Origin of the sequence: Thalassospira sp. SN3W, from assembly GCF_038070535.1 — a bacterium.
Lineage (GTDB): Bacteria > Pseudomonadota > Alphaproteobacteria > Rhodospirillales > Thalassospiraceae > Thalassospira > Thalassospira xiamenensis.
This window is the reverse complement of record NZ_CP121124.1, coordinates 3,480,906-3,502,367: the sequence shown is the minus strand read 5'-3', so window position 1 is coordinate 3,502,367 and position 21,462 is coordinate 3,480,906. Positions and strand designations below refer to the sequence as shown.

Annotated in this window: 21 protein-coding genes; 11 read left to right on the top strand and 10 right to left on the bottom strand. The window is 56.4% G+C overall.

Annotated elements, in window-relative coordinates; translation table 11 throughout:
* Nucleotides 1–130: 130 nt before the first annotated feature.
* On the bottom strand, nt 131–667 hold the full coding sequence (locus tag P8T57_RS16025) for a histidine phosphatase family protein (protein WP_341363657.1): 537 nt from the start codon (nt 665–667) through the stop codon (nt 131–133).
* Nucleotides 668–862: 195 nt separating this feature from the next.
* Here P8T57_RS16025 and P8T57_RS16020 point away from each other — a divergent pair, with 195 nt between their 5' ends.
* The 3 genes from P8T57_RS16020 (at nt 863) to P8T57_RS16010 (ending at nt 5,970) form a co-directional block, all read left to right on the top strand.
* Nucleotides 863–3,010 (top strand): RNA degradosome polyphosphate kinase, encoded by a 2,148-nt coding sequence (locus P8T57_RS16020; RefSeq protein WP_007090860.1) that lies wholly within the window; start codon nt 863–865, stop codon nt 3,008–3,010.
* Between the two features lie 26 nt (nt 3,011–3,036).
* Nucleotides 3,037–4,533 (top strand): exopolyphosphatase, encoded by a 1,497-nt coding sequence (ppx, locus tag P8T57_RS16015; RefSeq protein WP_007090859.1) that lies wholly within the window; start codon nt 3,037–3,039, stop codon nt 4,531–4,533.
* 192 nt (nt 4,534–4,725) lie between these two features.
* Nucleotides 4,726–5,970 carry a DUF1835 domain-containing protein gene (locus P8T57_RS16010; RefSeq protein WP_341363656.1) on the top strand — a complete coding sequence of 415 codons (1,245 nt, stop codon included), beginning with the start codon at nt 4,726–4,728 and terminating at the stop codon, nt 5,968–5,970.
* Here the strand turns inward: P8T57_RS16010 and P8T57_RS16005 are convergent.
* Nucleotides 5,967–6,881 carry a LysR family transcriptional regulator gene (locus tag P8T57_RS16005; RefSeq protein WP_037988761.1) on the bottom strand — a complete coding sequence of 305 codons (915 nt, stop codon included), beginning with the start codon at nt 6,879–6,881 and terminating at the stop codon, nt 5,967–5,969. The genes P8T57_RS16010 and P8T57_RS16005 overlap by 4 nt on opposite strands.
* 105 nt (nt 6,882–6,986) lie before the next feature.
* On the opposite strand from P8T57_RS16005, the gene P8T57_RS16000 reads away from it, so the two are divergent.
* Together P8T57_RS16000 and P8T57_RS15995 are read left to right on the top strand one after the other, a co-directional pair.
* Nucleotides 6,987–7,847 carry an SDR family oxidoreductase gene (locus tag P8T57_RS16000; RefSeq protein WP_341363655.1) on the top strand — a complete coding sequence of 287 codons (861 nt, stop codon included), beginning with the start codon at nt 6,987–6,989 and terminating at the stop codon, nt 7,845–7,847.
* A complete protein-coding gene (locus P8T57_RS15995; protein WP_341363654.1) occupies nt 7,844–8,305 on the top strand; it encodes a nuclear transport factor 2 family protein in 462 nt (153 codons plus the stop codon). Before P8T57_RS16000 ends, P8T57_RS15995 begins: the two co-directional genes overlap by 4 nt.
* Before the next feature lie 98 nt (nt 8,306–8,403).
* On the opposite strand, the gene rnd is transcribed toward P8T57_RS15995, so the two are convergent.
* The 7 genes from rnd to P8T57_RS15960 form a co-directional block, all read right to left on the bottom strand.
* Nucleotides 8,404–9,573 carry a ribonuclease D gene (rnd, locus tag P8T57_RS15990; RefSeq protein WP_037988767.1) on the bottom strand — a complete coding sequence of 390 codons (1,170 nt, stop codon included), beginning with the start codon at nt 9,571–9,573 and terminating at the stop codon, nt 8,404–8,406.
* A gap of 88 nt (nt 9,574–9,661) precedes the next feature.
* Nucleotides 9,662–10,750: a succinylglutamate desuccinylase/aspartoacylase family protein gene (locus P8T57_RS15985; RefSeq protein ID WP_007090853.1), complete on the bottom strand. Its 1,089-nt coding sequence runs from the start codon at nt 10,748–10,750 to the stop codon at nt 9,662–9,664.
* 3 nt (nt 10,751–10,753) lie between these two features.
* Nucleotides 10,754–11,659, bottom strand: a complete 906-nt coding sequence (gene rimK, locus P8T57_RS15980; protein ID WP_007090852.1) for a 30S ribosomal protein S6--L-glutamate ligase — start codon at nt 11,657–11,659, stop codon at nt 10,754–10,756.
* A gap of 61 nt (nt 11,660–11,720) precedes the next feature.
* Nucleotides 11,721–12,257, bottom strand: coding sequence for a RimK/LysX family protein (locus tag P8T57_RS15975; protein ID WP_341363653.1), 537 nt, complete (start codon nt 12,255–12,257; stop codon nt 11,721–11,723).
* A gap of 84 nt (nt 12,258–12,341) precedes the next feature.
* Entirely contained in the window at nt 12,342–13,094 is a 753-nt protein-coding gene (locus tag P8T57_RS15970) for a DnaA/Hda family protein (protein WP_007090850.1), read from the bottom strand.
* Between the two features lie 7 nt (nt 13,095–13,101).
* Complete coding sequence (locus tag P8T57_RS15965; protein ID WP_007090849.1) at nt 13,102–14,199, bottom strand: AI-2E family transporter; 1,098 nt, start codon at nt 14,197–14,199, stop codon at nt 13,102–13,104.
* Nucleotides 14,200–14,295: 96 nt separating this feature from the next.
* The gene (locus tag P8T57_RS15960; RefSeq protein ID WP_223305040.1) at nt 14,296–15,420 is read right to left on the bottom strand and encodes a DUF2066 domain-containing protein; all 1,125 of its coding nucleotides are present in this window, start codon (nt 15,418–15,420) and stop codon (nt 14,296–14,298) included.
* A 318-nt stretch (nt 15,421–15,738) separates the two neighbouring features.
* Here P8T57_RS15960 and purM point away from each other — a divergent pair, with 318 nt between their 5' ends.
* The 5 genes from purM to P8T57_RS15935 all read left to right on the top strand — a co-directional run bounded on the left by purM (nt 15,739) and on the right by P8T57_RS15935 (nt 18,586).
* Entirely contained in the window at nt 15,739–16,812 is a 1,074-nt protein-coding gene (purM, locus tag P8T57_RS15955) for a phosphoribosylformylglycinamidine cyclo-ligase (protein WP_341363652.1), read from the top strand.
* Nucleotides 16,800–17,474 (top strand): phosphoribosylglycinamide formyltransferase, encoded by a 675-nt coding sequence (gene purN, locus P8T57_RS15950; protein WP_341363651.1) that lies wholly within the window; start codon nt 16,800–16,802, stop codon nt 17,472–17,474. The genes purM and purN overlap by 13 nt, the downstream gene beginning before the upstream one ends.
* A 177-nt stretch (nt 17,475–17,651) precedes the next feature.
* Nucleotides 17,652–18,029 (top strand): hypothetical protein, encoded by a 378-nt coding sequence (locus P8T57_RS15945; protein ID WP_341363650.1) that lies wholly within the window; start codon nt 17,652–17,654, stop codon nt 18,027–18,029.
* A gap of 114 nt (nt 18,030–18,143) precedes the next feature.
* A complete protein-coding gene (locus P8T57_RS15940) occupies nt 18,144–18,272 on the top strand; it encodes an aa3-type cytochrome c oxidase subunit IV (RefSeq protein WP_007091417.1) in 129 nt (42 codons plus the stop codon).
* 179 nt (nt 18,273–18,451) lie between these two features.
* Nucleotides 18,452–18,586, top strand: coding sequence for an aa3-type cytochrome c oxidase subunit IV (locus tag P8T57_RS15935; protein WP_139328191.1), 135 nt, complete (start codon nt 18,452–18,454; stop codon nt 18,584–18,586).
* 118 nt (nt 18,587–18,704) lie between these two features.
* On the opposite strand, the gene ndk is transcribed toward P8T57_RS15935, so the two are convergent.
* A complete protein-coding gene (gene ndk / locus P8T57_RS15930) occupies nt 18,705–19,127 on the bottom strand; it encodes a nucleoside-diphosphate kinase (protein ID WP_007091418.1) in 423 nt (140 codons plus the stop codon).
* A gap of 376 nt (nt 19,128–19,503) precedes the next feature.
* Here ndk and P8T57_RS15925 point away from each other — a divergent pair, with 376 nt between their 5' ends.
* Nucleotides 19,504–21,414 carry an ABC-F family ATP-binding cassette domain-containing protein gene (locus tag P8T57_RS15925; protein ID WP_341363649.1) on the top strand — a complete coding sequence of 637 codons (1,911 nt, stop codon included), beginning with the start codon at nt 19,504–19,506 and terminating at the stop codon, nt 21,412–21,414.
* Nucleotides 21,415–21,462: the final 48 nt, after the last annotated feature.

The following is a 21,462-nucleotide window of genomic DNA, read 5'->3' as shown; positions in this document are numbered from 1 at the left end:
ATTCGGGGGGCTTAAATCGGGTGATCTGTCTGTTTGCGCGACGCGGCGCTTGAAATTCTGCGGTATAAAACGCTGCCAAAGCCCCGCCGTCAAGTGCCCGTCGCAATGGTCTGCATTGCGGGCCGGAATTTCAGGTCGGCGGCGCACCGATCCCCTGCAAATCCTTGACCTTTACAAAGCGAATCAGGCGCCCGGCTTCAAACCGAACGTCCGCCCAATGATCAACATCAAATTCATACTGGCAAAGACCGCAGGTCGGATATTTACGGTTCATTTCCAGCAATGCCTCGCCATCGCCCTCGCCAAACAGCCGGGCGGCGAAATCGGCAAGTCCCGGATTATGGCCGATCATCATCACACAGCGGGCCTCGTCATGGGTGTGCCCAAGGCTTTCAAGCAGCACGGCCTCGTTCGCCATATAAAGGTCTTCGCTGTAGATCACGTCGGATGCACTGGCAAAATCGCGCCCCAGCAGGGTTAATGTCTGCACCGTACGTTCCGCGGTTGAACACCAGATCAGATCGGGCACCAGCCCCTGTTCATGCAAATAGCGCCCCATCACCGGGGCCGCCTTTTCGCCGCGCCGGTTCAGTTCCCGGTCGTGATCGGATCGGGACGGATCGGTCCAGCTTGATTTTGCATGCCTGAGCAGAAGCAATGTCTTCATAAAATCGGGTATCCGGTGATCTTAAGGAAAGCAGACTTTTGCATGCCACATCGGGCGCTGTGAAGCCACCAAGAAAACTGACTTAAAAATTTAAGAAAATTGCACCCCGACAAGCAGTTATCCTATACTCCAATCGCAACCGGGACCTGTCGCTTTATTTCAAGGACACAAACCCACTTTCGCAGGAGGCACAGCGTGACCCACGCCGCCGTTATTCAATCAAGCGCCATCACACTTGATTCGGACAAGCGCTTTATAAACCGCGAACTTTCGTGGCTGGCCTTTAACGGCCGCGTCCTTGAAGAGGCCCAGAACAAACGGCATCCGTTGCTGGAACGCTTGCGGTTCCTGTCGATTTCCGCCAGCAACCTTGACGAATTCTATATGGTGCGCGTTGCAGGTCTGGTCGGGCAACTGCGTGCGGGCATGACCAAGGTCAGCCAGGATGGCATGAGCCCGTCCGAGCAGCTGCGCGCCATCACATATGATGCCAGCCAGTTGATGCAGGATCAGCAGCGCATCTGGCAGCAGCTTAGCAGCGAGATGGACAAGCACGGGATTTCGGTGATCAGACCGGATGATTTGACCCAGACCGACCGCAAATGGCTTGATGGCTATTTCATGCGCGAAATCTTCCCGACCTTAACGCCGCTTGCCATTGATCCGTCCCATCCCTTCCCGTTCATTCCGAACCTTGGCTTTGCGATTGTCATGCAGCTGTTTGACCCGGCGGATGGTCACAACATGCGCGGGCTGATCCCGGTACCGCCGAAAATCGGCCGTTTCCTGCGCATGCCGGGCCGGACCGAACGGTATCTGCCGCTGGAACAGGCGATTGTCCTTTACCTTAACAAGCTGTTCCCCGGTTTCGACATGATCGAACACGGCCTGTTCCGTGTTATCCGTGACTCGGACGTTGAAATCGAAGAAGAAGCCGAAGATCTGGTGCGCGTTTTCAAGACCGCGCTGAAACGTCGTCGCCGCGGCAGCATCATCCGGCTTAAAGTCAATGCCGAGATGCCAGAAGACCTTCTGGATTTCGTGGTCGACGAACTTTCTGTCGCCCCCGAAGAAGTCGTCAAGGTCGACGGGCTTGTCGGGCTTGTCGATGTCAAACAGCTGATCGATTCCGATCTGCATCATGATCTACTGTTCCCGCCCTATGGCGCGCGTTATCCTGAACGGGTGCGCGACTTTGGCGGCGATTGCTTTGCCGCGATCAGCAAAAAGGATCTGGTGGTTCACCACCCGTTCGAGGATTTCGACGTCGTCGTGCAGTTCCTGTTGCAGGCTGCGCGTGACCCCGAAGTCGTCACCATCAAGCAGACCCTTTATCGCACATCGGAAAACAGCCCGATCGTCAAGGCCCTGATTGCGGCTGCCGAAGCGGGCAAATCGGTAACGGCGATGGTGGAGCTCAAGGCCCGCTTTGACGAGGAAGCCAACCTGCGCTGGGCGGCCGATCTTGAACGTGCCGGTTGTCAGGTGGTCTATGGCTTCCTTGACTGGAAAACGCATGCCAAGGTGTCACTGGTGGTCAGGCGCGAAAGCCACGGGCTTCGGACCTATGTCCATTTCGGGACCGGCAACTATCACCCGATCACTGCGAAATTCTATACCGATATTTCGTTCTTCTCGTGCGATCCGGCATTGGGTCGTGACGCGGCCAGCATCTTTAATTTCATGACCGGTTATGCCACCCCGCGGTCGCTTGAAAAGATTGCCATCGCGCCGCATACGCTTCGCCCGACCCTGCTTGCCCATATCGATCAGGAGATCGAAAACTGTCAGGCGGGCAAACCGGCGGGCATCTGGGCCAAGATGAACAGCCTTGTTGATCCGGTGGTGATTGACGCGCTTTATCGCGCCAGCCAGTGCGGGGTTCATATCGAACTGGTCGTGCGCGGAATCTGCTGTTTGCGGCCGGGTGTGCCGGGGTTATCGGAAAATATTCGGGTCAAATCCATCGTCGGTCGGTTCCTTGAACATTCGCGCATTGTCGTCTTTGCAAACGGCGCAAAACTGCCGTCGCGCAAGGCCAAGGCGTTTATTTCATCTGCCGACTGGATGCCGCGCAACCTTAACCGTCGTGTCGAAACACTGGTCCCGGTGGAAAACCCCACCTGCCAGCGCCAGATTGTCGAACAGATCATGATTGCAAATCTGAAAGATACGGCGCAGGCTTGGTACCTGCAGCCCGACGGGACTTACGAGCGGTGCGAAGCCGATGAAAATGCTTTCTCCTCTCACCAGTATTTCATGACCAACCCGTCACTTTCGGGCCGTGGCAGCGCGCTTAGCGAGGAAGATCCAAATGTCCCCGTGCTGCAGCTTGATGACTAAGAAAACAGGCAGGTTCAACCAACCGCATGCTGACTGACCAAAGGGTTTCCAACCGTATCGCCATCATTGATGTTGGCTCGAACTCGGTGCGTCTTGTTGTGTTTGATGGCATGACACGCGCACCGGCCCCGATTTTTAACGAAAAGGTGATGTGCGGTCTGGGGCGCGACCCCGAAAACACCGGCCGTCTCAACCCCGAAGGTGTTGAAATGGCAACCGCCGCCCTGCGGCGTTTTGCCCGGTTGCTCCGCGCGATGAAGGTCACACGGGTCGACATCCTGGCGACCGCGGCTGTCCGTGCCGCCAGCGACGGACAGGCTTTTTGTGATCGGGTCCTTGCCGAGACCGGCCTGACCGTCAAGGTCATTGACGGCCTTGAAGAAGCCCGCCTTTCCGCCCTTGGCGTGATTTCGGGGGATCGGCGCGCAACCGGCATTGTTGGTGATATCGGTGGCGGGTCGCTGGAACTGGTATTGCTTGATGAAGGCGAGATCAAAAAACGCGTCAGCGTTCCGTTGGGTGCCATGCGCCTGCATGCGGTATTTGGTTCGGACCGTGCCCGTCTGGAAGCCGAAGTCAAAACCCACCTTGAAAGCATCGACTGGCTGCATGAAGGGGCGGGCAAGCCATTGATTGCGGTTGGCGGTTCGTGGCGTTCGATTGCCAAGCTTTATATCGCCCAGGAAAATTATCCGATTTCGGTGGTGCATAACCTGACCATGCCACGTGCCGAAATCGCCGAACTGACGCATATCATATCCCAGCAGAGCCGCGTGTCGCTTGACAAGGTTGGAGGTGTTTCCAAGCGCCGTATCGATAGCCTGCCTCATGCGGGGCTTGTCATGAACCTGCTGCTTGAACGCATGCAGGCCAAGGAGGTCGTGTTTTCCAGTCACGGGCTTCGCGAAGGCTGGATGTACGAAGCCCTGCCCGATGAATTGCGCGAACGTGATCCATTGCTTGATGCCTGTCTCAGCTTTGCCGAAGATGGCGAAAGGTTCCATCAGCATGGGGAAGAACTGTATCGCTGGTCGGCACCGATTTTCCGCGATCAGCCGGGCAATCTTGGCCGTCTGCGCCTTGCCGCCTGCATCATCGGCGACGTAGGATGGAGCGAACACCCCGATTACCGCGCGATCCAGAGCTATAACCGTATTCTGCATCATCCCTATCTTGATCTGAACCATCATGACCGGGTGTTCCTCGCTTATACCATCGGGTCACGCTATACCGGCAATTTCAAGGGTGACGAGTCAAGCGACCGTCTGCTTGACGAAGACACACGCGCGATTGGCCGCCTTTACGGTCACGCCATCCGCCTTGGCCATACCCTTTCGGGCGGGGTTGAAGGCATCCTTCCCGGTACGGCGCTTGTTCATGAAGACAAGACGCTTACACTTCAGATGCACAGGGACTTCGCGGCACTCAACGGTGAAGTCGTTGAACAGCGTTTATCGAAGCTTGCCAAACTGATGGATTGCGACAGCAGGGTCGTGATTGTCGATCAGCTTCCCCAGCCCTGATCCCGTTTCCTTCTGTTTATTCAGGGCTTTCCGGTTCATTTATTTTGAACCGGAAAGCCCGCAATGCTATGGTGCCGTTGCTTCCCAAAGCACCCCGTCCGCGGAAAGGGCTGCGCCCGGTCTAATCGACATATGAACCACACGGTTTCCTTGCCTGTCTGGCGGACACAGGCTTAAGCACAGGGGAATCGTATGTCTGCTTCGCGCACATCGAAATCCGGAATCTTTGACGGTCGCCTTAACCTTGAGCAGCAGCGAAAACGCGCCAAGGAGCTGCTGAAATCCGCCCGCGCCCAACAGGGCGATGCCCAAACCCGCATCAGGACCCACCTGCCCGGCAAAAGCATTGATGATCTGCAACTGGCCGATGGGCAGCTTGTCATCGCGCGCGAAAACGGTTTTGCCAGCTGGCCGAAGCTGAAATCCCATATCGACCGGATTACCGAACATCAGCGCCAGATCGCATCGGGCCACCTGCCAACGCTCGATACGGCGCAAACCCTACATCTGCGCTGTGGCTCGGATATTTCGCATTGCCTGAAACTGGCCGGGTTTGTTGGTGCTTTCATGGAATTTTCCGATCCCTTCTGTCAGGGGCCGGTGCCGGATTTGCCCCTGCCCGACTTCATCGAAACCCGTGCGCGTTTCATTGCATCATCCTATCGCATCGATTTTCCCGATGCGTTTTCGCGCCTGCAACGCGAATATGCGGGCTTGGCCACACTGGGCGATTACGATCATGTCGTGCTGTGGTTTGAACATGACAGCTACGATCAGCTGATCCTCGTCTTCCTGCTTGATTTCATCGCGAACCTTCGCCCGCAAACCCGGCTTGATTTGATCTGTGTGGATCGGGTGCCCGGGGTCGAGCGTTTCATCGGCCTTGGTCAGCTTTCGCCCGAACTGCTGATCTGGTGCTGGGAAAATGCCCGTGCGCCGGTTTCGGATGCCATGCTGGAATGCGGTCAAACGGTCTGGCCCGCGATCCGTGCCTCAAAGCCCGATGTGCTGCGTACCATCATCGATAACGGCCAATCGCCGATCCCCTATATGATCGCAGCCCTTGACCGCCATCTGCGCGAATTGCCCGATCCCGGAAACGGTCTTGGCCTGACGCAGGAACTGACCCTGCAAATCCTTGCCGATTTCGGTCCGCTTCCGGTCGGCAAGGTTTTTGGTCATCTTATGCTGTCTTACGAACCGCTGCCGTTTCTGGGCGATCTGATGTTCCGGGAAATTCTGGCCGATATGAAGCAAACCAGCTCACCGCTTTTTGACTTCGCCGACAATCAACCGCACACGCCCTGGCCCGAACAGATATTGTCACTGACTGAAACCGGCCACGAAGTCCTTTCCGGCACCCGGAATTTCATGGAACTTTACACCGGCGAACGTTGGGTTGGCGGGATCAGGATTAAGGGAGCCGCGGTCGGTTAAACCAGCTTTCGCGTTACCCTGAAAATCTCGCCGCGCAGCCATTTATGCGGGGCGCTGGCGGCGTTGCGCACATGCCAGGACTGGGCGAAGCTGTATTCAGGGAAATCAAGCGGGAAGGTGCATTTGGCAAAGCCCGCCATGACATCGCGTTCAAGCCGCGAGGGCAGCGATGCGATCACGTCCGTCCCGCGGATCAGGCTGGCGATGCTGGCAAAGGTCGATGCCTGCAAAACCGTGCGGCGTTTGCGTCCGCAGGCATCGAGCATCTCGTCCACCGCCGAATGCTCGTTATTGCCGATGATCACGCGCGCATGGGGCACGGCGCAATATTGATCGAGCGTATCGGGTGGCACATCATGGCAATCCGCATCGTAAAAGCACGCCATATGTTCGCGAAACAGGGTCTGTTGCGCGATATCGCCAACATTTTCAGTCATATGCAGGCCAATCGCCAGATCAAGCTGACCGCTACGCAGCCGGTCAATCACGTTTACATCACCATGGATCGGTAAAATCCGAAGCCGGATATCCGCGGCATAACCGCGAATGATGCGAAACAGTTCGGGCATGATCACCGCCACCTCGTAATCATTGGTGCCGATCACAAAGCGCGCGGATTGGTTCGGATCGTTCGGATCAAAGGCATCAACGCGGGCAAGGTTGCGCAAATCCTGCAACAGGATGCGCACCCGCCCGGCCATTTCATCGGCATGGGCGGTTGGCGTGATCCCCCGGCCTGACCGGACAAAAAGCGGATCGCCGACAATCTGGCGCAACCGGTCGAGCCCGTGGCTGACGGTCGGCTGGCCGACGCCAAGGCGGTTGGCGGCGGCTGTTACTGATCCCTCGTCATAGATGGTCAGGAAAAGCCGCAGCAAACGATAATCAAGGTCCAATTCATCGATATTCATACATGAATACTATCACCTTGATCGAATTGATCATATGAGAAATCAGGTGCAGTTTCATTCCATTGACGGGCCAATGCCCACCCCCGATTACCGGAGAATGAAACCATGAAAATCCTTGTTACCGGCGCAACCGGCCAGCTCGGAAGCCTTGTCGTCAAACATCTGCTGACCCGCGTTTCCGCCGATCAGATTGCCGCAAGTGTCCGCAATGTTGCCAAGGCACAGGAAATGGTCGTCAAAGGCATCGATGTCCGCCATGGCGATTTTGATGATCTTGCCCTGATGACCAATGCGTTCAAAGGCATTGATATCGCGCTGATCATTTCGGGTGAAACCGATGTTGAAACCCGCATCAAACAGCACCGTACCGCCGTTGATGCCGCCAAAGCAGCCGGTGTCAGCCATCTTGTCTATACCAGCTTTATCGATGCGCGCCCTGAAAGCCCGTTTACCTATGCCGCGATCCATGCCGACACCGAAAGCTACATCAAGGCAAGCGGCCTGTCCTTCACCCTGCTTCGCAACAGCTTCTATACCGACCTTCTGATGGCAGGCGTGCCGCATGCGCTTGAAACCGGCGATTTCGGTGCCCCGGCCGGCAATGGCAAGGTCAGTTATATTCCGCGTAACGACCTTGCCGAAGCCGCCGCTGCCGTCCTCGCCAACCCGGCCGATCACGTCAATCAGACCTACGAGCTTTCGGGCACGCCGATCGGCTTTGCCGATATCGCCGCCATCATCGCCGACGCAACCGGCAAGGAGATCCGTTATGTCGATCTGCCGCCCGAGGTCCATACCGGCATTCTGGCAAGCTTTGGCCTGCCCGGCCATCTGGTTGAGGCGCTAAGCGGCATGTATGTCGGCACGCGTAATGGCGATTATGAACAGACCAGCGATGATTTCGCCAAGGTTGTTGGCCGCGCACCGCAAAGCACCGCGGACTTTCTGAAAGAGGCACTGAAATGAGCCGCACCAAAACAATCCTTGCTGCCAGCCTGATCGTCACCTTGGTTGCCATCGGCTTCGCCTTGCCCGCCCATGCGGGCGAGGTCGAAGACCGCAACACCGCCAATGTCGTCGCGTTTTATGACATGGTTTTCAATCAGCGCGATGTTGACGGCGCGATCACGAAATATATCGGCGATGAATATATCCAGCATAACCCGTTTGTTGCCGATGGCATTGACGGCTTCCGCGAGGGCATTACCGGCTGGCTGAATTCTGATGCGTCGATCCATGCCGAAATCGTCCGTACTGTCGCCGAGGGCAATCTGGTGGTTACCCATGTCAGGTCCCTTTCGGCAGAAGGCGAAAGTGCGGTAATGGATATCTTCCGCCTTGATGATGCCGGCAAGATCATCGAACACTGGGACGTCGCCCAGCCGGTCCCGGCCGAACAGGCGCATGACAACACGATGTTCTAAAACCGGGGTTCTAAAACCGGGCTTCCTCCCCTGTTGCAAAAATGAAAAACGGGCCGACTTTGGCCCGTTTTTTCATGTCTTCGATTGGGTGAAAGGATTTAGTCCTCGGCTTCAAGTTCGACAAACACAACTTCGCCGTTCTTGAGCTTGAGCCCGATCTGTCCGTGTTTGAGTTGCAGGGCATATTGCCCGAACAATTCGCGCCGCCAGCCATGCATCGCCGGGACGTCGGCATTGTCATCAGCCGCGATATTCTGCAAATCGTCGCTGGATGCCACAAGACGCTGGGCCACGCCCTTTTCCTCGGAACAGAGTTTGAGCAGCACCTTGAGCAGCTCCACCGTCGGGCCGATGCCCGATGGAAGGTCGGGGCGGAATTTTGGTTGTGGCCAATCTTCCTGCGGGCTGTCAAGCGCGGCCTGAATGGCTTCGATGATCGCCTGACCGGGTTTGCTGCTGCCGAAATTGCGGCCAACACCACGGGTCTTGTCGAGATCCTTGTCGGTCAATGGCTGACGGGCGGCGATATCAAGCAGCGTATCATCGCGCAGAACACGGTTACGCGGCAGGTTTTTGCGCTGTGCCTCGGTCTCGCGCCATTCGCCAAGCGCGCGCGCCACCGCCAGGAATTTCGGGCTGTTGGAGCGGGTTTTAAGCCGAAGCCAGGCTTCTTTCGGATCAATCGAATAGATCGACGGATCGGTCAGGCGTTCCATTTCCTCGGCCAGCCAATAGGCCCGGCCATTGGCTTCGAGGCGTTCGTGGAAGGCTTCGTAAATCACGCGCAGATGGGTCACATCCGACAGCGCATAGCTGAGCTGTTTGGTCGAAAGCGGGCGGTGCGACCAGTCGGTAAAGCGCATCGATTTATCGATATTCTTGCGCACCACCTTGTTGACCAGCGTCTCGTAACCGACCTGATCGCCATAGCCAAGCACCATCGCCGCCACCTGGGTATCAAATACCGGGTGCGGGACCCTGCCGCTGAGATGGACGAAAATCTCGATATCCTGACGGGCGGCGTGAAACACCTTGACCACGCTTTCGTCCTGCATCAGGTCGAACAGCGGGGCAAGGTCAATGCCCTCGGCCAGCGGATCAACCGCCGCACCATTATCCGACGGTTCGGGACTTGCAAGCTGCACGAGGCAAAGCTGCGGCCAATAGGTCGAATCGCGCATGAACTCGGTATCGACCGTGACATATTCGAACTGCCGGAGCTTTTCGCACAACGCGCGCAGTTCTTCTGTATTTGTAATTGGTTCCATAAACCTTGCTATAACATTGCCGGGCGTGATCCGCCAGTAGCTTCGATATGGCAGCTATCATGCGCAAAAAGCACTTAAAAACGACGTCTTAGATGATTTCATCCTCGTCAAGCAGCGGATCGGATTGCAGATGGGTTTCGATGGCGTCCATGCGTTCCTGCAATTCCGATGACCGTTTGATCGCCGCCACATGGAAAAGCGCATCGCCCTGATTGACAATCGGCAGATTGGTCCGCCCGATGATCAATCCGGCATGTTTCGCCACGACCTCTGCATCGCGAAGGCCAAACGGATCGGAAACTGCGGCCACCACATCGCCTTCGTTGACGAACTCGCCCGCGATCTTGAAGGTCCGTAAAATCCCGCCGACCGGCGCACGCAGCCAATAACTGCTCGATGATTTGAAAGGGGGGACTTTCGGATCACGGATCGAGCGGCCCGACGTCATGCCAAGCTTGCGCATCACGCGCAAAACCCCCGAAACACCGGCCCGGATCGACATTTCATCAAAACGCAGCCCCTCGCCCGCTTCATAGAGCAGGATCGGCACTTCGGCCTCCTTGCCGGCCTGGCGCAGCGAGCCTTCGCGCAGCGGACTGGTCAGGATGATCGGGGCACCGAAGGCCTCGGCATAGGCCATGATATCCTCGTCATCTTCATTGACCCTGATCTGGGGCAGATTCACGCGGTTCACGGCTGCAGAATGCAGATCGATGCCGAAGTCGGACCGTTCGACAATTTCAGTCAGGAAAAGATGGGCAAGCTGTGCGGCAAGGGAGCCCGCCGAATGACCGGGGAAGCATCGATTAAGGTCGCGGCGGTCGGGCAGATAGCGCGTATGGTTCAGAAACCCGAACGCATTGACGACCGGAACCGCCAGCAAGGTTCCATGCATCCCGCGAAGGGCGGGCGATTTCAGAACCCGGCGGATGACCTCCACCCCGACGATTTCATCGCCATGCACGGCACCACTAACGAACAGAACCGGGCCGGGCCGTTTGCCATGCACCACATTGACGGTCAGATTGACCGGCGTGTGATTGGATAAAAGCGAGATCGGAATATCAACGATCTGGCGGGTGCCCGCAGGCACCCTTTTATCGCCAATCTCGAAGTCCGGGGTCCTGGCTACCTTTGCCGATCTGGCGTTGGATACTTTCTTCCCGATCTCGTTCACAGTTTATCCCTTGCCTTTGGTCCGCACCTTGCCGGGGCGGTGATCCTTTTCCATGAATTCGATAATCATTCCGGCAATGTCCTTGCCGGTTGCCCCTTCGATGCCTTCCAGCCCGGGCGATGAATTGACTTCCATCACCACCGGACCGTGGTTGGAGCGAAGAATATCGACACCACAGACATTTAGCCCCATCGCCTTGGCGGCTTCAACTGCTGTTGCACGTTCCTGCGGAGTAATACGCACGGCACGCGCCGAACCACCACGATGAATGTTGGACCGGAAATCACCCTCCGCCCCGGTGCGTTCCATGCTGGCAATGACTTTCTCGCCAATTACAAAGCAGCGAATATCTGTATTGCCGGCTTCCTTGATGAATTCCTGCACCATGATATCGACATTGGCCCCGCGAAAGGCCTCGATCACGGATTTGGCGGATTTTTCGGTTTCGCCAAGAACCACGCCAATGCCCTGGGTGCCTTCCAGAAGCTTGATCACAACCGGCGCACCGCCGACAATCGAAAGAACCTCGTCGGTTTTTTTCGGATCATGGGCAAAGGCCGTCACCGGCAGGCCGACACCACGCCGCGACAGGATCTGCAAGGAGCGCAGCTTGTCACGTGACCGGCCAATCGCCACGGATTCGTTTAACGGATAAACCCCCATCATTTCAAACTGACGCAGCACCGCCAGTCCGAAAAACGTCACCGAAACGCCGATACGCGGAATAACCGCGTCATACCCGGTCAGTTTCTTGCCGCCGTAATAGATTTCCGGCTTCAGCGACGTGATGTTCATCGTCACGCGCAAGGTGTTGATGACATCAATCTCGTGCCCGCGACTTTCGGCCGCCTCGACCAGCCGTTTGTGGGAGTACAGATTAGGATTGCGCGCAAGCATTGCGATTTTCATGCAATGGACTCCCGTGGTCGAGCGTTACAGAATGTGTCGAAGGTTCAACGACAGCGTCGGATCATTGTTCCGAAACGGTGCCGGATTGCAGCGCCGTATAAACCTGTTCCGGTTTCCCCGCCAGATAAGATTTTGACGGTTGGACCAAAAATCTTCCTGCCTTCATTGCCGTGCGCCCCAGCAGCATGGGAAAGCCCATCAATGAACGGTTTGCCAATGAAATCTCGACCCGGATTTTATGATGCCCGACGGCAATATGGGTCGAAATCACATAACGTTCCTCGGCCTCGCCGTTGGAACTGCGAATCTCGCGGGTTTCAACAAGCGGTGCCGTGCATTCGATACGACCATGCCCGTCACCGCGGTAATGCGGCAAGATGAATTTTACGAATTTTTGGTTATCGCGTTCAACCATGCGGGGATTAAGCGCATGAAGCGACGATGTCCGCGCCCCGGTATCGACCTTGGCCTTCATCAACGGCACGTCAAAATCCGGTAGTCCGATCCATTCGCGCCAGCCCAGAACATGTCCGGACTGGACCAGTGCATCGGTCTTGGATTTCAGGGACGGTTTAACCTTGGTCTTGCACGGGGTCACATGCACTATCCGGTAATTTGCAATCGGGCGAATATAACGCGCAACATCTTGCCTCGCCTATCGAAAATGCGTCTGACTGCTACGTCAATCCTGTTGACCATCCATAACAGCCCGCACCAGCGGCAATGTCACCGCGCGCTTTTGCGCCAATGCCTGCCGGTCAATCGCGGCCACAAGTTCGGTAAGCGCGACAAAGCTGCGTTCGATGCGTGGCAGGATATAGGCAATGATCTGCGGGCCAGGTGCCATCTGCCGGTCGGCGAACAGCTTGATCAGAAGTCCGACCATCAAGTCGTCATCGGGCGGGGAAATTTCGCAGACCAGTGCCGCCCCCAGCCGTGATTTCAAATCCGGCAGATCGACTTTCCAGCGCGATGGGGGCTGCTGTGCGGTCATCAGCAAATGCCCGCCGCGTTCTTTGAGCATATTATAAAGATGGAAACACACCGTCTCGTCGAGGCCAAGATCGGCATCCTCGATGACAAGCCCGGTGGCATCGCCCAGAAGCACGTCCGGATTCGCCCCGACAAGGTCACGCCCCGAAACGCTTAGCGCGGCCGACCGTGCCCGCCATACTTCCGCAAGGTGGCTTTTGCCCGATCCGCGCGGACCATAAAGGCAAAGGGCAGGAACCGGCCATTCCGGCCAGTGATCAATCCATGAAACGGCTTCGCGATTACAATCGGCGACCATGAAATCGGCCCGCCCCAATGCCGGGCGCAGTTCCAGTTCCAGCGGCAACTGTTGCGGCGATAATTCCGGCATATGGCCGTCGCCACCCTTTTCGGGTGCAGCGGGCGTTTCGTCCGGGGCCGTCTTTTGGGGTGCGCGGGTCACTGTGTTCTCAATTCTCGGCGTCTTTTAACGGATCATAGGCCGGATTGTCAGGGCCGTGATCATATAACCGGCTATCCAGATACTGCCTTAAGCCATATCGCACAAGCACACCGATCACCGCAGCCACCGGTACGGCCAGCATCACACCCAGCAATCCGAAAACAGCACCCCCGGCCAGCAGGGCAAACATCACCCAGACCGCATGCAGACCGACCTTGTCGCCGACCAGTTTCGGGGTCAGGAAGTTGCCTTCCATCACCTGCCCGGCCCCGAAAACAAGGGCGACCAGCGCCAGATCGACACTGACGCCAAACTGCGCCAATGCCACGCCCATGCCAACGGCGAACCCGGCAAACATGCCGAAATAGGGTACAAAGGACACGAGCCCGGTCATCAGGCCAATGACAAAGCCGAATTCAAGCCCAACCGCCGTCAGGCCCAGCGCGTAGAACAGGCCAAGCAAAATGCAAACCGTGGCCTGCCCGCGCACGAAGCCAGCCAGGGTTTCATCAATTTCGCGCGCGCATTGGCGGATATCCTCGGCCGAACGGCGCGGCAGATATCCATCGATCTTGGCAACGATCTTGTCCCAGTCACGCAGCAGGTAAAACGCCACAACCGGGGTAATGAACACAAGGCTGAGGAAGTTCAGCAACGCCAGCCCCCCCGAAAGCACATTGGTCAGAAGGTTGCCGACCCATTTGATCGCGTTCGCGGTCTGGCCTTTGACCGAATCCGATATGCCTTCAAGCGTTTCGGGCGCGATGCGGTCGATGATGTGCTGCACATACGGTGCTACGGTCGTCCGCAATGTGTCGATATAACCGGGCAGTCTTTCAAGGAAGCCTGCAAGCTGGCTGCCGATCATCGGCACGATCAGCAACAACACGAAAATGAAAATCAGAAAAAACAGAACCGTGATGATCGTCGTGGCAATCGTCCGGTTGATCCCGCGTGCTTCCAGCCGGTCGGCCAGCGGATCAAGGAAATAGGCAATCGCCATCCCGGCCACAAACGGCAGCAGGATGCCGGAAAAAAGCCAGATCAGAACGAAAAAACCGACAATGAAAATCAGCCAGAAACGGGCCTGTTGCCGAAACGTCATATCCGTTTTTCCCCTTGTTTCGCTGTCATGTCGCCGTGATGATGCCCGCCCCCAAAATATTTGCGAACATCCTGCACGGTTAAGCCTCAGGCGGCATTATCCGCCAATCGACAGGTCCTGCAAACGCTCCGACCCGGCAGGCTGGATGAACCAGATATCCCCCATCTGGCTCAGGCTCAGATTCTGTTGTGCCAGGGCGGTGCGAAGCTGATCGGTCGAACCGACATAATCCACAGCAATCTGTACTTCACGGCGCGACATTGCGACGACCCGGCTGTTACGTACCACCGGAGAGTCGATAATGCGTTCCTCGATCCTGGCCCAGTCATCAAGACCGGTGATCGGAATGAACACCATCAACTGCCCGCCGGTGCCGTAATTGATCAGGTTGGCACGTTTCCAGCCGTCCGAAAGCTGGTCCTGTACGCCTTTGGCCGCGCGAACCAGCGTTTCGTTCAGGCTTTCGCCCGGCTGGGTGGTTTCGGTCACGCCAAAAATCTGTGGCGCACCGCCCGCGTCATATCGGGTGGCGGTCACATCAACCGTTTCCGCGCCGGTTTCACCACGGACCGTGGCGCTGGCGACAACGGCGACATTCGCACCATAGCGGCGGGCAAGCTCGTTCAAGCGGTCGATCGCACCATTTTCAGCCTGCTCGGCCGAAACAATGCCGATATCCTGCAAATCGCCAATTGGTGCCTTGACCGGGACCAGACCGCCCGATGCGAAATTGCGGCTCCAGATATCGCGCCACGGATTGGGGTCATCCCACAGGCTGGTGTAACCGCCCGAATGATAGATCGGCACAATGATCACCGGCTTGGACTGCAATTCGGCAAACGGGATATCGCGGAAACGCAAATAATTGCGAAGTTCGTTTTCCTTGAAGCGCACCGTCATGTCGGCGATATAGCGCACCGAGGATGTTTTCTCGTTCGAAACGCCGAAATCGCGCACCATATTATTGATGTCGTTCTGGTTTGGCGTGCCAAGACTTCTGCGGTCTTCGGGCAATGTCAGGCGTGCCACAACCTCATCGAAGGCCTTGCGCTGACCGATGGCAAGGGCCTGATCACGTGCGGCGGCGGCGGTTTCCGCACTTTCGTCAACATGCACCCCCGATACCGAAAAGATATCCTGCGCAAATACCGGAAAGGATAAGGACGCCGAAAGTCCGACGACACCTGCCAACAGCCTGAAACTTTTGAGTCTTGTAAGCACGTTTGCCTCTTTGCCCATTTTTCGATGGTTTGATGCTTCTTGTGGCACGAGTGAAGCATTCTGGAAAGAAAACTCTCCCATGCGCACCTGAGCATTGCATATTGCCCACGTTTGAGTATTTTCGGCCCAGCGGAAATTATCAAGCCCGCGTTTTTTATCAGTATGATGACTTTTGGCTTCTTATTGCCCTGATTAAAGGCGTAACCAAGGCGAAAGTTCCAGCCCCGGTTGCCAAAACCCGGCCTGATCGCCCTTACTGATGAAAAACGCGGGTTGCCCGCTTTGTTTTATCCATGCGCTTAAGCCGAGGATCACCCAATGACCGCCTCCAACGGCCTTACCTATAAGGACTCCGGTGTCGATATCGATGCTGGCAATGCCCTTGTCGATGCTATCAAACCGCTGGCCAAAGCAACCAGCAGAGCCGGCGTTACCGGTGGTTTGGGGGGATTCGGCGCTTTGTTCGACCTGAAAGCTGCCGGTTATAACGACCCGGTTCTGGTGTCGTGCACCGATGGTGTCGGTACCAAGCTGAAAGTCGCCTTTCTGGCCGACAAACACGATACCGTCGGCATCGACCTTGTCGCGATGAGCGTCAATGACCTTGTGGTCCAGGGGGCGGAGCCGCTTCTGTTCCTTGATTACTTTGCCACCGGCAAACTTGCCGTTGATAAGGCAACCGACGTTGTTGCCGGTATTGCCGAGGGTTGCAAACAGGCGGGCTGCGCTTTGATTGGCGGGGAAACCGCCGAAATGCCGGGCATGTATTCCGACGGTGAATATGATCTGGCCGGCTTTGCGGTTGGTGCCGCCGAACGCGGCGAACTGCTTGACGGTTCCAACGTTGCCGAGGGCGATGTGATCCTTGGCCTGGCATCCAGTGGTGTGCATTCCAACGGTTATTCGCTGGTGCGCAAGGTTGTCGACATGGCTGGTCTTGGTTACGGCGATGATGCCCCGTTTGCACCGGGCAAAAATGTTGGCGAGGCGCTGCTTGAACCGACCAAAATCTATGTCAAAAGCTGCCTTGCGGCGCACAAGGCCGGTCTGGTAAAGGCGCTGGCGCATATCACCGGCGGCGGTTTGACCGAAAACGTCCCGCGCGTTTTGCCCGAAAACCTGACGGCGGTGTTTGACGCCAGCACTTGGGAATTCCTTCCGATTTTCAAATGGCTGTCCAAACAGGGCGGCATCCCGTCGGTTGAAATGGCGCGTACCTTTAACTGCGGCATTGGCATGTGCGTTGTGGTTCCGGCCGACAAGGCCGATGAGGCCGAAGCGCTTTTGCGTGAACACGGCGAAACCGTCAGCCAGATCGGTGTGATCGGCCCGCGTGCCGGTGATGGCCCGCAGGTCATCATCAAAAACATGGCCGCTGCATGGGAAAAGTAACGCCGCTAAAACTCGCGGTTCTGGTTTCGGGCGGCGGGTCGAACCTTCAGGCGATCATTGATGCCTGCAAGACGCCTGATTATCCGGCGGAAATCGTTCTGGTGTTTTCCAACCAGCTTGACGCAGGCGGGCTTGAACGGGCGCGCCGTGCCGGTATCCGGGCAGAAGCCATTTCGCATAAGGGCTTTGAAGGTGGGCGCGAGGCCTATGACAGCACGGTCAGCAACCTGATTGAAGAATCCGCTGCCGATCTGGTGGTTCTGGCGGGTTATCTGCGTCTGGTCAGTGAAAGCTTCGTGACGCGCTGGGAAGGCCGCCTGATCAATATCCACCCGTCCCTTCTGCCAAGCTTCAAGGGCCTGCACGTTCATCAGGCTGCCCTTGATGCCGGGGTGAAATATTCCGGCTGCACGGTGCATTACGTCGTGCCAGAAGTCGACAGCGGCCCGATCATTGCGCAGGCCGTGGTGCCGGTCCTGCCCGGTGATGATGCCGGTACGCTGGCGCAGCGCATCCTGAAACAGGAACATCGTATTTATCCGCAGGTGATCCGCTGGATCGCCGAGGGCCGGGTTTCGGTCGATGAAGCCGGGATCGTTACGGTCGCCGATGCGAATGCCCCGGATTTCGCGCAAATCAATCCGGTGCCTGAACCGAATTGACTGCGCCCGTGGCGGGCGATCCGCACATGGTTCAGGGGCAGGTAAAAACCTGTCCCTTTTTTTGTCTGCTGGTATCACGAAAAATGATCTGGCAGTTTCTGATATTGGTCATATTTCATTCGCATTTTTCAGGTCTTTTCTCCTGCGACCTGTCCACCGGATCAGAGCCCCAAAAACATGAAATTATCCGTGCTGCGCCTGAATATTCCCCAAGCCATCCTGATGCATACATCCCTTCTGGCTGCTGTATTGGTGGCACCGATGCTGCTTTGTGCCGATGAAGCCCGCGCCGATGAGCCGAGTTGGTCCCAACGCAAGTGCCAGTTTTACCAGTCGTTTCGCGACCAGCTTCAAACGAGCCGGGATAAAAGCGAGCTTGGCGAGGAATTTCTAAAAAGCGAAGATGCCTTTGTTGCATCGGGATGCACCGGACGCATCCATGTCTGTCCGACCACCGAGGCTGAACTCGATTACGCCAATAAAATGTCCCTGAGAATGATGAATGAAGGCGCCACGGGTTCCTTCCTGCCCTATTCCTGCGCCCCGACAGACTGACATCCGCATCGGGCTTTATTGGCCAAATGAATGATATCGCCAGTTAATCTGCGTCTTGCGTCGCAACAACTTCACGTCTATACACTGGAGAAATTCTAAACGCAGGAGGCTAATTTGCAGGGTAAAGACTACGAACTGACCAAGACCCACGTCGACATCTATAACGGCTATACCGTCTTTATGAAGTGGGGCACTCTTTCTGTTGTCGCCATTCTGATCCTGATGGCCATCTTCCTGCTGTGATCGCCTGATCGCGGGGTAAACAATGCAAAGCTGCCGGTTTCGGCAGCTTTTTTCTTGGCCAAAAACAAACGCCTTACGTTATTTTGATGATCTTTATTCACCCCTGAAATGTGTTACGATGCGTTTGGCATTTCCCGCCAAGGGTCACGCCACACCTGTAACAAGTCAGGGAGGAAACAATGCAGGGAAGCGACTACGATAACAATCTGGTTGATGTCCACCAGCATGGCTGGGAAAACTGGACCAAATTCATGCTCTGGAGCGTCATTTCAATTGCCGTCCTGCTGTTATTGATGGCGGCATTTCTGCTCTGATCGGCTGTATATTTCAGGCATAAAAAAACGCCCCGCACATGATGCGGGGCGCTTCTTATCCGGCGAACCGGAAACCGTATTTCATATCGCTTAACCGACGATGTCGGAGCTTTAAGGCTTAACCGACAATATCGGTCTGGGCGAAGAAATAGGAAATTTCGATTGCAGCATTTTCAAGCGAGTCCGAACCATGGACCGAGTTCGCTTCGATGGATTCTGCAAACTGTTTGCGAATGGTGCCTTCCTCGGCATTGGCCGGGTTGGTGGCGCCCATAACTTCGCGGTATTTGGCAACAGCGTTTTCGCCTTCCAGAGCCTGGACGACGACCGGGCCGGAAACCATGAAGTCCACGAGTTCGCCAAAGAACGAACGTTCCTTGTGAACAGCGTAGAAGCCTTCGGCCTGTGCACGGGTCAGAGCGACACGCTTCTGCGCGACGATGCGAAGGCCTGCGTCTTCGATGACGGCATTGATTTTGCCCGTCAGGTTGCGGCGCGTTGCGTCCGGCTTGATGATCGAAAGAGTGCGTTCGATAGCCATTGGTTTCACCTAGCTACTTGTAAAAATTCGTTACCCCCAAGAAGGGACTGCGGAAGATAAAAAAGCCGACGACAAGGCTTCCTTATCATCCGCAGACCCTAAGGTTGGCGCTATATAAACGCCCTTGGTTCGCAACGCAACACATAGTTCGGTCCGCGCAATTCAGACCTGCGCCCCTTGCATCGGGGGTTGAAGAGGTGTGAAAAGCCGCCAAATCCCGTGAAACTGCGCGCCTTGCCGCCCCATCACGCACGCATTTTGTCCTGTTGGTCCTGTGATCGAGTGTTCATGACAGTTTCAAGAATCCTTGCGTCACGGCCCTCCCTGCCCTATTGAAAGCACAGATTTTCAAACGATTCCCGAACGCGGACCCGAAATGCTGCAAATTACCGACCTGACCTACCGCATTGGCGGCCGTATGATCCTTGATCACGTGACCCTGACCGTACCCGACGGGTACAAACTGGGCCTGATCGGACGTAACGGGGCCGGCAAATCCACGCTTTTGAAACTGATTTCCGGCGAAATCGCATCGGATGGCGGCGATGTATCGCTGTCTAACCGCACCCGCATGGGTGTGGTATCGCAGGAAGCCCCGGCAGGGTCGCGATCCCTGCTTGATACGGTTCTGGATGCCGATACCGAACGTGCGGCCCTTCTGCATGAAGCCGAAAACGTTACTGATCCGAACCGGATCGCCGATATCTATACCCGGCTTGCCGATATCGATGCCCACACCGCAGAAGCCCGCGCGGCATCGATCCTGTCGGGTCTTGGTTTCGATGCCGAAGCCCAGCAACGCCCGTGTGATGATTTTTCCGGCGGTTGGCGGATGCGTGTGGCACTGGCGGCAACCCTGTTCCTGCAACCCGACCTGCTGCTGCTTGACGAGCCGACCAACCACCTTGATCTTGAAGCCACCATCTGGCTTGAAAACTATCTGATCAACTATCCCGGCACGATCATCCTGATCAGTCACGACCGTGACCTTCTGAACAAGGCGGTCAAACATATTGCCCATCTGACCGATGGCAAAGTGACGATGTATGGCGGCAATTACGACAAATTCGCCAAAACGCGCCGCGAGCAGATGGAACTGGCGTCCAAGCATTACGAAAAACAGGTCGCCCAGCAAAAACACATCCAGTCCTTCATCGACCGGTTCCGCGCCAAGGCCAGCAAGGCCAAACAGGCGCAAAGCCGTATCAAGATGCTGGAAAAAATGGGACCGGCGATTGCCGTTGTCGAGGACCGCAGCATTTCGTTCGACTTCCCAAGCCCCAAGGAATTGCCTCCGCCCCTGATCAATATACATAACGGCGATGTCGGCTATGAACCCGGAAAACCGGTCTTGCGCAATATCAGCCTGCGCATTGATATGGATGACCGCATCGCGCTTCTGGGTGCCAACGGTAACGGTAAATCGACACTGGCAAAGCTTCTTGCCAACCGGCTTGAACTGATGGCCGGGGAAAAGGTTGCGTCGGGCAAGCTGCGCATCGGTTATTTTGCACAGCATCAGACCGACGAGCTTCGCCCCGATGAAACCCCGTATCAGCATATGGCTGCCCTGATGCCTGACGTGATCGAACACAAGGTTCGGGCCCAGCTTGGCCGCTTTGCGTTTGAAGGCCAGAAAGGCGACACCAAGGTCAAGGACCTTTCGGGTGGGGAAAAGGCGCGTCTGCTGTTTGCGCTGATGACGCTTGATGCCCCGCATATGCTGATCCTTGACGAACCGACCAACCACCTTGATATCGACAGCCGCGATGCGCTGAACCATGCGCTTAATGCCTATGAAGGTGCGGTGATCATCATCAGCCACGATCCCTATCTGATCGAAGCCTGTGCGGATCGGCTGATTCTGGTTGCCGATGGTGCGGTCACCGCCTTTGGCGGCGACGTTGCCGAATATCGCCAGTATCTGCTGAACCGGGCGCGTGATGAACGCCGCGCGGACAAGGCAGAAGCCAACGAAAACGGCGAACCGGCACGGCCAGAGGACAAGGGCAACCGAAAGGCGCTCCGCCAGCAGGCTGCCGAAAAACGCAAGGCCGCAGCCCCCATCAAGCGCGAGATTGAAAACCTTGAAAAGCAGATGGAAAAGCTGACCGGGCGTCGTGACAAAATCAAGGACGAGATGGCCGATCCGGCGCTTTACGAGCCTGATAACGCCACCAAACTGACCACCTTGCAAAAAGACCTTGGCAAGATCGAAAACGAACTGGCCGAGATCGAAATGCGCTGGATGGAAAAGCAGGAAGAATACGAACAGAAGGTGGCGTAAGCCGCCGCCTTCTGGCGTCTCCCCTGTTTTGACGTCAATCCCGCCCCC